Origin of the sequence: Catenulispora yoronensis, from assembly GCF_039531695.1 — a bacterium.
In the GTDB taxonomy this organism is placed as follows: Bacteria; Actinomycetota; Actinomycetes; order Streptomycetales; family Catenulisporaceae; genus Catenulispora; species Catenulispora yoronensis.
On the sequence record NZ_BAAAQN010000012.1, the window covers coordinates 1 to 13,167 of the forward strand.

Consider the following 13,167-nt stretch of genomic DNA (forward strand, 5'->3'; position numbering starts at 1 on the left):
GGCCCGCTGCCGGCCGGCGTGCGCGACCCGGTCACCGCCGCCCGCGGCGCGGCCAGCGTGGCCACGCTCACCGGCCGTCCGATCGGCCTGGCGCTGACCGCCTCCACCGGCCTGGTGGTCGTCGACTGGCACGGCCGCCCGCGCACCGACCCGGCCACCGTGCTGGCCGAGTCGCTGACCATCCTCGGCCCGCTGACCCGCGGCGAGAAGGTCAGCTTCCAGGGCGTCTCGGTCCGCTCTCGCGGCTTCAGCTCCCGCCTGGACGCCTCCCGCGCCTCCCTGACCGTCCTCGCCTTCGGGATCGAGGCCAGCGAGGTGGCCGTGGGCCGCGCCGACCGGGTGGCGGTGCCGCTGGCCACCGTCGAGCACGCGGCCCGGATCAAGGCCCGGCTGGCGCTGACCGCCGACCGGCTGAACCGCGCGGTGCCGCGGCTGGCCGTGTTCCTGCCGACCGTCGTGGACCCCGACGCGGGCTCCCTGGACTGGATACGGCGCTCGCTGCTGCCCTATCTGGACGCCGACGGCTTCGGCCGGATGTTCGCCGAGGCCGGGCACGGCGAGCTGGTGGACCTGGCTCGCAGCGGGGCCCACGAGCGCTCGCTGATGGCCGCGATGCCGGAGGACGTCCTACGGTCCATAGCCGCGATAGGCGACCTCAACCAGGTGTGCACTGCCTTCGACGACTACCGCCACGCGGGTGTCGACGAGATCGTGATGCTGCCGGAGTCTTATGACCCAGGTGTGATCGAGCACACGATCCGGGCACTAGCAAAGTAGGGCCCGCCCGTCGCCCCCCACCGCCCCTAAAGCGGAGGCGCGTTGCGCCACTGTCTTTTTTGGCAGACTCTTCTGTTGCAGCGTGTCCCACAGCACACGCTTAAAAATCAGCAACAAGGGAGTTGCCACATATGACGGAATCAGGCGTGCCACCGCACACCCTTCCGCACCACGACCTGCCCGAGCTGACCGCGGAGATCCTGCGCGGCGGGGCGGAGAAGTACCACGCGGCCAACGAGAAGCGCGGCAAGCTGTTCGCCCGCGAGCGGGTCGCACTGCTGGTCGACGAGGGCTCGTTCGTCGAGGACGGCCGCTTCGCCAACGTCATGGCCGGCGACCTGCCCGCCGACGGCGTCGTCACCGGCACCGCTCGGATCGACGGCCGCCCGGTGTGCCTGATGGCCAACGACTCCACGGTCAAGGCCGGCAGCTGGGGCGCCCGCACCGTCGAGAAGATCATCCGGATTATCGAGACCGCCTACCGCACCGGCGTGCCCATGGTCTACCTGGTGGACTCCGCCGGCGCCCGGATCACCGACCAGGTGGACCTGTTCCCGGGCCGGCGCGGCGCCGGCAAGATCTTCCACACCCAGGTCCGGGCCTCCGGCTCGATCCCGCAGGTGTGCGCGCTGTTCGGGCCGAGCGCGGCCGGCGGGGCGTACATCCCGGCGTTCTGCGACGTCGTGGTGATGGTCGAGGGCAACGCCTCGATGTACCTGGGCAGCGACCGCATGGTCGAGATGGTCACCGGCGAGAAGACCACCCTGGAGGCGATGGGCGGCGCGCGGGTGCACTGCGCCGAGTCCGGCGTCGGGCACTTCCTGGTCAAGACCGAGCCCGAGGCGCTGGAGACCGTCAAGCGCTACCTGTCCTACCTGCCCTCGAACTGGCAGCAGGACGCCCCGGCCGCCGACGCGGCGGACTCCCCGGCGAACATCGACCTGGCGAGCCTGGTCCCGGCCAGCGAGCGCCAGGCCTTCGACATGCGCCGCTTCGTCAAGGGCCTGGTCGACGCCGACTCCTTCTTCGAGATCCACGCGCTGTGGGCCAAGGAGCTCACCGTCGGCTTCGCCCGTCTGGACGGCAAGCCGGTCGGGATCGTGGCCAACAACCCGATGTTCAAGGGCGGCGTCCTGTTCGTCGACTCCGCCGACAAGGCCACCCGGTTCATCCAGCTGTGCGACGCCTTCAACGTGCCGCTGCTGTTCCTGTCCGACGTGCCCGGCTTCATGGTCGGCACCGCCGTGGAGAAGCAGGGCATCATCCGCCACGGCGCCAAGATGATCACCGCGGTCTCCGAGGCCACCGTGCCGAAGATCTGCGTGGTGGTCCGCAAGGCCTACGGCGCGGGCCTGTACGCCATGGCCGGCCCCGGCTTCGAGCCGGACGCCACGATCGCCCTGCCCACCGCCAAGATCGCCGTGATGGGCGCCGAGGCGGCGGTCAACGCCGTCTACGCCAACAAGATCGCCGCCATCGAGGACGAGGCCGAGCGGGCCGCGTTCGTCGCCGACAAGCGGGCCGAGTACGAGACCGACATCGACTTCGTACGCCTGGCCTCCGAGCTGGTGATCGACGACATCGTCGAGCCGGCCGACCTGCGCTCCAGCCTGATCGCCCGCTACCGCGCGGCCGAGGGCAAGGACCGCTTCTTCTCCCGCCGCCGCCACGGCGTCACCCCGGTCTGAGCGGAGGAACTCCCATGGATCACCGTCTGAGCGAAGAATACGAAGCCCTGCGCACCACCGTCGAGGAGTTCGCCCACGACGTCGTCGCCCCCAAGATCGGCGACTTCTACGAACGGGAAGAGTTCCCCTACGAGATCGTGGCCCAGATGGGCCGCATGGGCCTGTTCGGCCTGCCCTTCCCCGAGGAGTACGGCGGCATGGGCGGCGACTACTTCGCCCTCTGCCTGGCCCTGGAGGAACTGGCCCGCGTCGACTCCTCCGTGGCCATCACCCTCGAAGCCGGCGTCTCCCTCGGCGCGATGCCCGTCCACCGCTTCGGCACCGAGGAGCAGAAGCGGCAGTGGCTGCCCAAGCTCTGCACCGGCGAGATGCTGGGAGCCTTCGGCCTGACCGAACCCGGCGGCGGCAGCGACGCCGGCGCCACCCGCACCACAGCCGTCCTCGACGGCGACGAGTGGGTGATCAACGGCAGCAAGGCCTTCATCACCAACTCCGGCACCGCCATCACCGGCCTGATCACCGTCACCGCCGTGACCGGCACCCAGAGCCCGACCGAGAGCCACCCCGAAGGCCGCAAGGAGATCAGCACCATCATGATCCCCGCCGGCACCCCCGGCCTGACCGTGGCCCCGAAGTACAGCAAAGTCGGCTGGAACGCCTCCGACACCCGCGAACTCTCCTTCACCGACGTCCGCGTCCCAGCCGCCAACCTCCTCGGCCAACGCGGCCGCGGCTACGCGAACTTCCTCCGCACCCTCGACGAAGGCCGCATCGCCATCGCCGCCCTGTCCACCGGCCTGGCCCAAGGCTGCGTCGACGAATCAGTGAAATACGCCCACGAACGCCAAGCCTTCGGCCACCCCATCGGCACCAACCAAGCAATCCAATTCAAACTCGCCGACATGCGCCTCCGCGCCCACACCTCCCGCCTGGCCTACTACGACGCAGCCAGCCGCATGCTCCAGGGCGAACCCTTCAAAGCCGAGGCCGCGATGGCAAAGCTGTACAGCTCGGAGTCCGCAGTGACCAACGCCCGCGAGGCAACGCAGATCCACGGCGGGTACGGGTTCATGAACGAGTTCCCGGTCGCGCGGATGTGGCGGGATTCGAAGATCCTGGAGATCGGGGAGGGGACGAGTGAGGTGCAGCGGATGCTGATTGCTCGGGATATGGGGCTGCCGGACGCCTGACGTTGGCGGACCGACTCAGGGGCGGTCTCTGAAGCTACGTTCGTCGAAGCGATAGCTGCTGGAGACTGCCCCTGCCGTTTGTTCAAGGGCCTCACACGCTCTCGTCGTAGACCCTGCCCTCGTCCCAAACACGAGACAGAATCTCGTCGACGGTCTCGTCTGCGGACTGGTTGGGGTCCGGTGTCATGTCGGCGCGGCCGTTGACGATCCGGCGTCATGCGCCTGCCTCCTGCCTGGCCGGCAGTTGGAAGACCTGCTGGCGGTGCCAGGTGACGTGGGTCGGGTCGAGGGGGTCGAAGCCTGGCTGCGGGCCGAGCATGGGGTGGCCGAGGAGGTCGAGGACGATGGTCCGCGCTGAGGGCGACCGTCCTATGAAGTGTGCGGATACGGTCACGCGGTGCTGCTCGTCCAGGCCGAGGACGCCCTTGTCGAAGAGTTTGTGGTGCAGCGAGCACAGTGCGAGGCCGTTGGCGACGGTGTCCGGTCCGTCGAAGGCCCACCAGCGGACGTGGGCTGCGTCGATGCCGACCGCGGTGTTGCGGAGGAGGCCGTCGTAGCCGCAGAACGAGCACCGGTATTCGTAGGCCAGCAGGACGTCGCGGCGGAACTCTGCTGATCGCGCTCGGCGCGCCGGCAGTGGAGCGGTCGTGGAAGCCAGTTCCGCGGCTTCGAGATCGAGGCCGGCGGCCGCGCATATCTCGGCGTGCAGCGACGGCGGGAAGTTCGCGTCCAGGAGCACGCGCACCACTTGGGCGAGCAGGTGCGGATCGGTGGCCAGCGAACGAGCGAACTCCGGATCCAGGCGACCCGCGGCGCCGCTCCGGCGTAGATCGGTCAGCCCTGGGCCGGGGCTGCCTTCGCCGTTCTCGGTCGTGACGACCCACAAGCCGTCGTTGGTCAGGTGATGGAACGGGTAGCCGGGACTCGTCGCGCGCGGCGGCCCGAACTCGCGCAGCAAGTGGCCGAGGTCGGCCTCGATGTCGGTGAACCGGAGCGGGCCGTCACCGTCGTGCTGGAGCCGGCCGAGCGCCAGCAGGAGCAGCAGCGGCTTGTGCGGGGCCCGTTCGCCGCCCCGGCTCCATCGTCGTATGCCTTCGACCCGCCCCAGCCAGTCCACGGCATAACCGTAGCCTGAGCGCCTCCCCGCCGATCATGCTGGCTAGGATGCCGCCGACGGGCCCCGTCCGGACCGCCCGCGCCCGCAGCGTGAGGGAGGGGCCGTGAGCGGCACCGAAGCGGATCCGACCGTGCGGCATCGGCTCTACACAGTCCTCGCCGAGCGGACGGCTTCCGGCAGCCTCCCGGGGGCGCGCGCCGACGGCCACCGCGTCGCGCTCGCGATCGAGGGCGGCGGGATGCGCGGAACGGTCTCGGCGGGGATGGCGCTCGCGGTGCACGAACTGGGCCTGCTGCCCGCCTTCGACGCCGTGTACGGGGCCTCGGCCGGAGCCATCTCGTCGACATGGCTGCTCAGCTCACGCCCGGAGGGTCTGCGGGGATGGACCGACCCGGCGTTCGCCAAGGCCCTGATCCGACGGCGCAACGTCCTGCGCGGGCGCCCGCTGGTGGATGTCCGGCAGCTGGTGGAGGTGGTCTACCGCCAGGTGTTCCCGCTGGACTTCGCCTCGGTCCTGGCCAACCCGATCGAGCTGCACCCGCTGGCTACTGACGTTCTCACCGGCGAGGCGACCGACCTGCACGCCGAACTCGTCGACGAGGCGACGCTCCGCCTCGCGATGCGCGCCAGCGCCGCACTGCCGCTTTTGGCCGGCGGCCCGGTCACCGTCGGCGGCCGACGGTACTTCGACGCCGGCGTCGCCGAGTCGATCCCGTTCCGCCAGGCGCTGCGGGACGGAGCCACCCACGTCCTGGTCCTGCGCTCCCGCCGCCGCAGCGACAGCGACAGCAACCGCGACAACAACAACAGCAACAACAGCAACAGCAGCAACGACAACCGCGACAGCGACGGCGCCACCAACCACCACGTCCCCTCACGCGGCACTCGCCTGGTCGCGAACCTGGGCCTGCGCCCCCACACCCCCCAGCTGCGCGCCGCCTTCCTGGCCCGAGACACCCGCCTCGCCGAGGACGACCGCCTCCTGACCCACCACGACCGCGACGCCGACCCCACCGCTCCCGCGATCCTGTCGATCCGCCCACCCGACGACTCGCCCTACGTGAGCCGCCTGGAATCCGGCGGCGACCTGCTGCACACCGCGTTCGAAACAGGCCGCGAGACAGCCAGGGCGCTGATGTCGGGGGCGCTGAAGCAGCAGTCAGAGGGCTGACACCTCACCCCCGCCGCGAACCACCCGTCAACGGCCGCACCGCCAACGGCCGCACCGCCACCCCCAACACATCCCCGGCCGGCACATACCCGAAGTGTCGCGAATCCAGGCTCCGCGGATTGTCCCCCCGCACCAGCAACCGCCCGGGCGGCACCAACGCCCCCAGCCCCTCCACCGCGTGCATATCCGCCGGCACCGGATCCCCGGGCACCGCCGCAGCGCGCTTCACCAGCCAGCGCAGTCCTTCCTGGCGGTGTCCCGGCGGCATCCGAAAAACAACAACCTGCTCGCGCGAGATTCGCCGGGCACTCGCGCGCCGCACCAGCAGCCGATCTCCATCGGCATACGTGGGGTTCATACTGCTGCCCGAAACGGTGATCACCGTGTACCGCCGCCGCATCACCACCAGCCCGAACGCCGCGGCGGCGGCCAGCCCAGCGGCAACCCACCCACCACCGCCCACAGCCTCAGCGATCATGACTACCTCGCGCTCCCCACTGGTGTCACCGGCATAGCTGGCGCTACCGAGGTACCCGCCATTGTCGGCGTATCCCGATAGCCCGCCGCCTGAATCGCGAACAGGCGCGCGTACTGCGAATCAGTACCCAGCAATTCCTCATGCGTACCCTGCTCAGCCACGCGCCCCTGCTCCAGCACCACGATCACATCGGCATCGCGCAGCGCGCTGAGCCGATGCGAAATCAGCAGACTGGTACGTCCCCGCCGATGCTCCGCCAACGCCCGATGAATCTCGTGCTCGGCCTCGGCGTCCAACCCGGAGCTCGGCTCGTCCAGAATCAGTAGATCGGCATCGCGCCGCACCAGCGACCGCGCCACAGCCACTCGCTGCCACTGCCCACCGGACAACGCCAGCCCGCGTTCCCGATCAGCGTCGAAGAAGATCCGGCTGAGCAGCGTGTCGTATCCGTCCCGCAGCCCGGCCAGCGTCGCGTCGATCCCGGCCGCCGCGGCAGCCTGCCGGATCGCCGCACGGTCGTCCAGCCGGGTCACGTCGCCGACTCCGATGTTCTCCGCGGCGGTGACGTCATAGCGGCAGAAGTCCTGGAACGTCGCGCCGATCCGACGGCGCAGGTCGACGATCGACAGCTCCCTGACATCGATCCCGTCCCACAGAATGCGCCCGCGCTCCGGCTCGTAGAACCGGCACAGCAGCTTCACCAGCGTGCTCTTGCCGGCGCCGTTGAGCCCCACCAGCCCGACGCTGCGCCCCGCCGGGATCGTCACCGACACGCCGCGCAGCGCCCACGGCGCCCCGGCGTGGTAGCGGAACCAGACGTCCTCGAAGACGATCCCCTCCCGCAGCGGCCCCACCGGCGCGCTCCCGCCGACCAGGTCCGGCCCGGCGTGCACGACCTCCAGGAAGCTCCGGAACAGCCGCAGCGTCTTCCCGGCCTGCGCCGCCTGCCCGATGATCGTCGCCAGCGCGCCCTGCACACCCAGCACCGCGGAGGTGAACAGCGTCAGATCGCCGAGCGAGACGTGGCCCGCCGCCACCCCGCGCACCACGACGACCGTCCCGCCCGCCGCGACTGTCGCGCTCAGCAGCGACAACGCAGTCTGCACGCGCGAGCCGTGCCCCTCGACCGCGAGGTCGGCATCGGCACTCTGCCGGGCCGCGGCGAGCAGCCGGCCGTGGAACAGGTCGCCGAGACCGAACAGCCGCACCTCCTTGGCCATGGTGGCGTCGGTGAGCAGCTGCTGGAAGAAGAACCGGCGCCGCTGGGACTCCATCGTCTCCTCGGTCGTGCGTGCCCGCCGCGCGGCCAGCGCCCGCTGCGCCACCGCCGCCGGGACGGCCGTCACCAGCAGGACCAGCGCCATCGGCGGCCACACCGCCAGCAGGGTGCCGAGGAAGCCGGTGATGATGACGCCGTTGCGCGCCGTCTCGGTCAGCAGGATGTTGATATCGTGCGGCGCGGTCTGCGCCCCTTGTTCGGCCAGCCGTAGCCGGTCCTGGAACGCTGGATCCTCGAAGTACCCGATACCGGGGAAAGCGTTTACGCTGCGATAGAGCAGGTCCTGCGCCCGCAGCGCCACGGCCCGCTGCACCCGGCGCGCCAGCTGGCCGTTCAGCTGTGTCAGCGCCACCTGGGAGCAGGTCAGCAGCGCGCCGATCACCACCAGCCAGCTCGCGCGGCCCGGATCCATGGCGCGTCCGCGCGCCAGCTCGTCGAACAGCAGCTTGCCGGTCCAGGCGCCGGCCGCCGGGATGAGGCCCATCGCGACGGTGGTCGCCAGTTCGAGCGTGGTGTCCAGCGGCGCGGCGCGCCAGCTCAGCGCCAGCGCCCGTGAACCCGCGCCGGAACCGAACCCGGGGCCGGTCCCGACCCCGGAACCAGCCCCGGACCTCTTCAGCCTCACCGGACCGTCGCCACCGCGACCGCGCCGATGTCCTCCCACGTCCGCCCGACGGCGGCGATCCGCCCGCCCTCGGTCCGCAGCAGCGTCGGGAAGCTGGTGACGTCGTCCAGCGCGACGCCGACCGCCCCGGCGGTCTGGGTCACCGCCACCTGCCCGAGCCCGGCGAGCGACGTCACCAGCTCCTCGGTCTCCGGCTCGCCCTGCCCGCCGAACACGAAGAACACCGTCTTCTCCGGCGCCGACCGCGGGCGCTCCCGGAACGCCGCGATCTGCGTCTTGCACGGCGCGCAGCCCGGCATCACGCAGGCCACCGTCATCCCGTCGCCGATCGAGGCGTCGGAGATCATCGAGTCGTCCTCGGCGGCGATCAGGAACGAGCCGATCTCCGAGCCCTGCTTCGGCAGCGTGGCCACCGGAGCCGTGCCCAGCCGCGCCTCGGTCGTGCGCAGCTTCCGGATCACCGCGAACAGCAGGACCAGGTTCAGCCCGGTCACCACAGCCAACACCGCGACCGCCGCGGCGAGCACACCAACCATCGAGAAACCCCTTACCTCACGCGGAGAACAGCAAATAGTGGAGGTCATCCCAGCGGGTGACCAGGGCGCCGAGGGCCGCGCCGCCGACCAGGGCCACGACGGTGCCCGCGCCGGAGGCCGGGCCCGAGGCCAGCGCGGTGCCGGCGAATCCGGCGGCGGCGCACGCGGCCAGCGCGGTGTTGCGCACGACCGTGGAGGAGTCCATCGGGCCGTTGTCGACGCCGAAACACAGACATCTGACATCCTCGCCGCGCCGCAGCGATCGGCCGACGCCGAGAGCGAAGGCGGCGAGCAGGACGAACGCGCAGGCGCAGCCCGGCGCGGCGGCGGCCGGGACCAGGAGCAGCACGAGCGTCACGGCCTCGGCGCCGACCAGGGCCGGCGGTGCGGCCCGGCGCAGCCGCGGGGGCAGCCAGCGGACGTCGTCCAGCGAAGCGGCGAACGCCCGGTACGCGGCGCGGGAGCGCGCCTTGCCCGCCACCGCGAGCAGGAACACCGCGGCGAGCAGGCCGCGGCAGCACAGACTCAGGTAGACCATCGAACCCGTCCCGGGGGAGCGGCGGCGGGAACGTGGGAGGGGTACCCGCCGCCGGGTGGATCACATTCGGGTCAAGCCGCTCAGTCCTAGCAGAGCGAGCCGGTGTGCTGGTCGTAGCAGTTCTGCCCGTTGGACACGCACGAGCCGGTGCAGCTGAGCACCGCGTTGCAGTACCGCTGGTACCAGTGGCCGTCGCCGCCGCAGTGGCCGCCGCTGACCGGGACCCGGCCGCAGGACTCGCCGTGCTCCGGGATGCACGCGCCCGCGGTGTCCTGCTTCAGCACGCGCGACAGCATCTTGTCGCCGAGAGAGCCGATGAACTTCATCGTCCGTCCTTCCGTCGGTGGTCGAGCTCTGTGTTCGAGCTCTGACGGTCAAGTCTTCTCGGCGGTCCTGCGAAACCGCTGCGTTGCCGCTGCGACGCCGCTGCGTTGCCGCTACTCTGCCGCTGCGTTGCCGCTACGAAATGACAGACGGCCTCCGTTTCAGAGTCCTGCGAAAATTGCAGGGTCCTGCGAAGATTGCAGAGCACTGCGACGCGTCACTGCGCCCGCAGCAGCGAGGCGTGGATCTGCTGGATCCGCAGCCCCGGATTCGTGCCGTACTCCTCCCGCAGATGCCGTTGCAGCGCGCGGTACACGGCCAGCGCCTCGGCGTGCCGGTCGACCGCGTCCAGCGCCACCATCAGCTGTCCGGCCAGCCGCTCCCGCCCGGGGTGCCGCACCCGGAAGCTGGCCAGCTCCGGCACCAGCTGCGCGTGCCGCCCGGCGTGCAGGTCGGCGTCGATGCGGTCTTCGAGCACCGCCAGCCGTAGCTCCTCCAGATACACGGCCTCGGCCTCCAACGCCGTGCAGCGCAACCCGTCGAAGGCCGGCCCCCGCCACAGCGCCAGCGCCTCCCGGGCCAGCTCCGCCGCCGTCGTCGGATCCCCGGCGTCGGCGGTCGCCCGACTGCGCAGGCTCAGTTCTCGGAAGCGCTCCGCGTCGACGTGCCCGGCGTCGACGCACAGCGCGTACCCCCCGTCCTCGGTGGTGATCGCGGCGGGATCGCCGCCGGCCACGGCCAGCCGCTTGCGCAGCGAGCTGACGATCGCCTGCACCCGGGTCCGCGCCCAGGACGGCGGCCGATGCGGCCACAGCATGTCGACCAGCCGCTCGGTCGACACCATCCGCCCCGGCGCACAGGCCAGGGCGGCGACCAGCGTCCGCTCCAGACGCGACACGGGTACCGGCACCGCGTCGACCATCACCGCGACCGTGCCCAGGACCAGTACCTGGACCGCGGGGTTGCACATGTACTCGTTGGATATCTGTGGGATCACCACGGAAGGCTCCTTGAGGGCGAAAAGGCAGGAAACGGCTTGTGACAGTGCCTTGACTTATTCCTCGATCTGCCCGCGCGCCCGAGCCTGACACCTGAATTTAGGAACGTCCGCTATAGGACCCCGGTGTCTTTCCCGGCGCCGTGTGAGAACGCTGAGATGATCAGCCTGGTTGCCACGAACGGTGGCGGGAATCCGTCACTTGCTCTGCGCCGGGCGATCCGCGCGCCGTAGCCGCCGCCGCATCACGAAAGCCCCGATCCCGGCACCCGCCAGCGACCCGATCGCCATCGCCACCACCACGGCCACCCACGTGCGGTCGAAGACCCGGATCCCGGCGAGCAGCGTCACCAGCACCAGGCCGGCCGTGAACATCACCGAGGCCAGGGCCAGGCCGCGCGACGCGTGGTCGGGGGAGTGCCGGACGGCGGTCGTCCCGCCGAAGTAGAAGCGCTCGGCCCGCTGCGTGATGCGTGCCGTCGACTGGCGGTAGGAGTCCGCCATGTACGGCATCCACACCATCGGGGCCACCAGGCCGATCACGAACGTGATGCCCATCAGGAGGTAGCGGAGCAGGCGCAGCCACAACGGGACCTTGCGTTCGCCCTCCTGGCGGCGGCTGGTGAAGCCCAGCAGGTAGGCCAGCCGCCACGTCACCCGCCACAGCGCCCGGATCCGGCCCACCGGCTGCGCGGGCGGCCCCGCCGAGCGGGCCTCGGCCAGGCCGGCGCGCGCCGCGTCCAGGTCCGGGTACGCGTCCTGGAACACCAGCAGCTCCGCGGCCCGGTCCGGCGCGTTCGGGTCCCGGCCGGCCAGCGTCGCCAGCTCCAGCACGATCCGGTTCTGGGCCAGCAGCGCCGCGCAGAATCCGTACGGCGCCAGCGCCAGCAGCGGTCCGCCGATCAGCGCGCCGCGCGAGACCGCGGTCCGGGTCCCGCGCCGCAGGACCTCGGTCCGGGCCTGCGGGAGGTCCCAGTCCGGGTGGGCGGTCCGCAGCTCTTGCATCTGCCGCGCGGCCTCGTGCCCCAGGCGTCCGACACCGAAGGTGGCGAGGGTCTCGGGCGCGTGCCGGGGATCGTGCATGACGCGCCCGAACGCCGCGCGCACCGAGGCCTCGCCGATGTCCTCGGCCGTGCTGGGGCCGACGCCCGGGTGCGCCACGCGTCCACTGTCCGGCACCCGGCGACCGGCCGCATGCCGGACTGCTCCGGCGAGGCACAACAAAGCGGGCCCCGCCGCGATCCGCGACGGGGCCCAACCTCAAAACCTCAGAACATCCGGAGCCTCAGGCGGCGACCTTGGCCTTCTGGACGTCGTCGATCACCACGACCAGCGCCGCGACCAGGCCGGCGACCAGGTTGCGGGCGGTCTCGTCGACCAGGTTGCCGTCGTTGTCGAAGCGCTCCCAGTTGTTGCCGACCTGCACCTCGGGCTTGCCCACGAGCTTGGAGTCCAGGAAGTGGAAGACGGCGCGCAGGTGGTTCTGGGCCCGGACGGTGCCGAAGGCGCTGCCGGACGCGCCCATGATCGCCACCGGCTTGCCGGTCAGGACCGACTCGCCGTAGGGGCGGGAGGCCCAGTCCAGGGCGTTCTTGAGCACGCCGGGGACCGAGTAGTTGTACTCCGGCGTGGCGATCAGCACGCCGTCGGCCTCCGCGATCCGCTGCCGCAGCTCGACCACGTTCGCCGGGACGTCGCCCTCGAGGTCCTGGTCGTAGTGCGGCAGCTGCCCGAGGGCCTCGTAGATCTCGATCTCGACGCCCTCCGGCGCCAGCTGCTTGGCGGCCCGGAGCAGCGCGGTGTTCGAGGACGCCTTACGCAGCGAACCGGAGATGGCGAGAATCTTGATGGTCACTTCTGACACTCCCGAAGTCTGGGTTTCCGAGGCGAGGAGCGGGACGACTCCCCACCGAGGCCTACTCGGTAACCCTCTGTGAGTCGGTTACCTTTCGTAAGGTTGAAGGTAGGCGTCGCGCTTACGGTTGTCAAGTTGCCTACGAAAGGTAAGCTGGGGGTATGGCAGAGAACCTGAGCGCGGAGCGCACCACCGCGGGGCACGAGGACTGCCTGAGCTCCTTCTGCCCCCGCTTCCACACCGCCGTCGAGATCATCGGCCGCCGGTGGTCCGGGGCCATCCTGCGCGCGATGCTGGCCGGGGCCACCCGCTACACCGACATCGTCGCCGCCGTCCCCAAGCTGTCCGACCGCCTGCTGTCCGAGCGGCTCAAGGAGTTCGAGGCGGTCGGACTCGTCGACCGCGTCGTGATCCCCGAGACCCCGGTCCGCGTCGAGTACCGGCTCACCCAGAAGGGTGCCGAACTCGCCCCGGCCTTCCGCGAGCTCGCGGAGTGGGCCGAGAAGTGGATCGAGCTGCCGCCGCTGCCCGAGGGCGTGGGCTGCCAGGAGTCGTTCCTCGAACCCGGCGAGGGACGCTGACCTGCGCCTCT

Annotated in this window: 14 protein-coding genes; 5 read left to right on the forward strand and 9 right to left on the reverse strand. The window is 70.9% G+C overall.

Going from position 1 to position 13,167, the window contains the following annotated elements; translation table 11 throughout:
• The 3 genes from ABD481_RS12375 to ABD481_RS12385 form a co-directional block, all read left to right on the forward strand.
• The coding region (locus tag ABD481_RS12375) for an LLM class F420-dependent oxidoreductase (protein ID WP_344665748.1) at positions 1–777 on the forward strand (777 nt) is incomplete at its 5' end.
• Positions 778–908: 131 nt separating this feature from the next.
• The gene (locus ABD481_RS12380) at positions 909–2,465 is read left to right on the forward strand and encodes an acyl-CoA carboxylase subunit beta (protein WP_344665749.1); all 1,557 of its coding nucleotides are present in this window, start codon (positions 909–911) and stop codon (positions 2,463–2,465) included.
• Between the two features lie 14 nt (positions 2,466–2,479).
• On the forward strand, positions 2,480–3,655 hold the full coding sequence (locus ABD481_RS12385) for an acyl-CoA dehydrogenase family protein (RefSeq protein WP_344665750.1): 1,176 nt from the start codon (positions 2,480–2,482) through the stop codon (positions 3,653–3,655).
• 214 nt (positions 3,656–3,869) lie between these two features.
• Here the strand turns inward: ABD481_RS12385 and ABD481_RS12390 are convergent, their stop codons facing one another.
• Positions 3,870–4,772 (reverse strand): phosphorothioated DNA-binding restriction endonuclease, encoded by a 903-nt coding sequence (locus ABD481_RS12390; protein ID WP_344665751.1) that lies wholly within the window; start codon positions 4,770–4,772, stop codon positions 3,870–3,872.
• Between the two features lie 103 nt (positions 4,773–4,875).
• On the opposite strand from ABD481_RS12390, the gene ABD481_RS12395 reads away from it, so the two are divergent.
• Positions 4,876–5,943: a patatin-like phospholipase family protein gene (locus tag ABD481_RS12395; protein WP_344665752.1), complete on the forward strand. Its 1,068-nt coding sequence runs from the start codon at positions 4,876–4,878 to the stop codon at positions 5,941–5,943.
• 4 nt (positions 5,944–5,947) lie between these two features.
• Here the strand turns inward: ABD481_RS12395 and ABD481_RS12400 are convergent, their stop codons facing one another.
• The 8 genes from ABD481_RS12400 to ABD481_RS12435 form a co-directional block, all read right to left on the reverse strand.
• Positions 5,948–6,421 (reverse strand): S26 family signal peptidase, encoded by a 474-nt coding sequence (locus ABD481_RS12400; protein ID WP_344665753.1) that lies wholly within the window; start codon positions 6,419–6,421, stop codon positions 5,948–5,950.
• A 2-nt stretch (positions 6,422–6,423) separates the two neighbouring features.
• Positions 6,424–8,319 (reverse strand): ABC transporter ATP-binding protein, encoded by a 1,896-nt coding sequence (locus tag ABD481_RS12405; RefSeq protein WP_425559159.1) that lies wholly within the window; start codon positions 8,317–8,319, stop codon positions 6,424–6,426.
• Positions 8,320–8,321: 2 nt separating this feature from the next.
• Positions 8,322–8,861: a hypothetical protein gene (locus ABD481_RS12410; RefSeq protein ID WP_344665755.1), complete on the reverse strand. Its 540-nt coding sequence runs from the start codon at positions 8,859–8,861 to the stop codon at positions 8,322–8,324.
• A 16-nt stretch (positions 8,862–8,877) separates the two neighbouring features.
• On the reverse strand, positions 8,878–9,399 hold the full coding sequence (locus tag ABD481_RS12415) for a MauE/DoxX family redox-associated membrane protein (protein ID WP_344665756.1): 522 nt from the start codon (positions 9,397–9,399) through the stop codon (positions 8,878–8,880).
• Positions 9,400–9,485: 86 nt separating this feature from the next.
• Positions 9,486–9,725 (reverse strand): hypothetical protein, encoded by a 240-nt coding sequence (locus tag ABD481_RS12420; RefSeq protein WP_344665757.1) that lies wholly within the window; start codon positions 9,723–9,725, stop codon positions 9,486–9,488.
• Between the two features lie 215 nt (positions 9,726–9,940).
• Positions 9,941–10,723: an AfsR/SARP family transcriptional regulator gene (locus ABD481_RS12425; protein WP_344665758.1), complete on the reverse strand. Its 783-nt coding sequence runs from the start codon at positions 10,721–10,723 to the stop codon at positions 9,941–9,943.
• A gap of 195 nt (positions 10,724–10,918) precedes the next feature.
• Positions 10,919–11,881 carry a hypothetical protein gene (locus ABD481_RS12430; protein WP_344665759.1) on the reverse strand — a complete coding sequence of 321 codons (963 nt, stop codon included), beginning with the start codon at positions 11,879–11,881 and terminating at the stop codon, positions 10,919–10,921.
• A 124-nt stretch (positions 11,882–12,005) separates the two neighbouring features.
• On the reverse strand, positions 12,006–12,575 hold the full coding sequence (locus ABD481_RS12435; protein WP_344665760.1) for an NADPH-dependent FMN reductase: 570 nt from the start codon (positions 12,573–12,575) through the stop codon (positions 12,006–12,008).
• A gap of 161 nt (positions 12,576–12,736) precedes the next feature.
• On the opposite strand from ABD481_RS12435, the gene ABD481_RS12440 reads away from it, so the two are divergent.
• Positions 12,737–13,156 carry a winged helix-turn-helix transcriptional regulator gene (locus ABD481_RS12440; protein ID WP_344665761.1) on the forward strand — a complete coding sequence of 140 codons (420 nt, stop codon included), beginning with the start codon at positions 12,737–12,739 and terminating at the stop codon, positions 13,154–13,156.
• Positions 13,157–13,167: the final 11 nt, after the last annotated feature.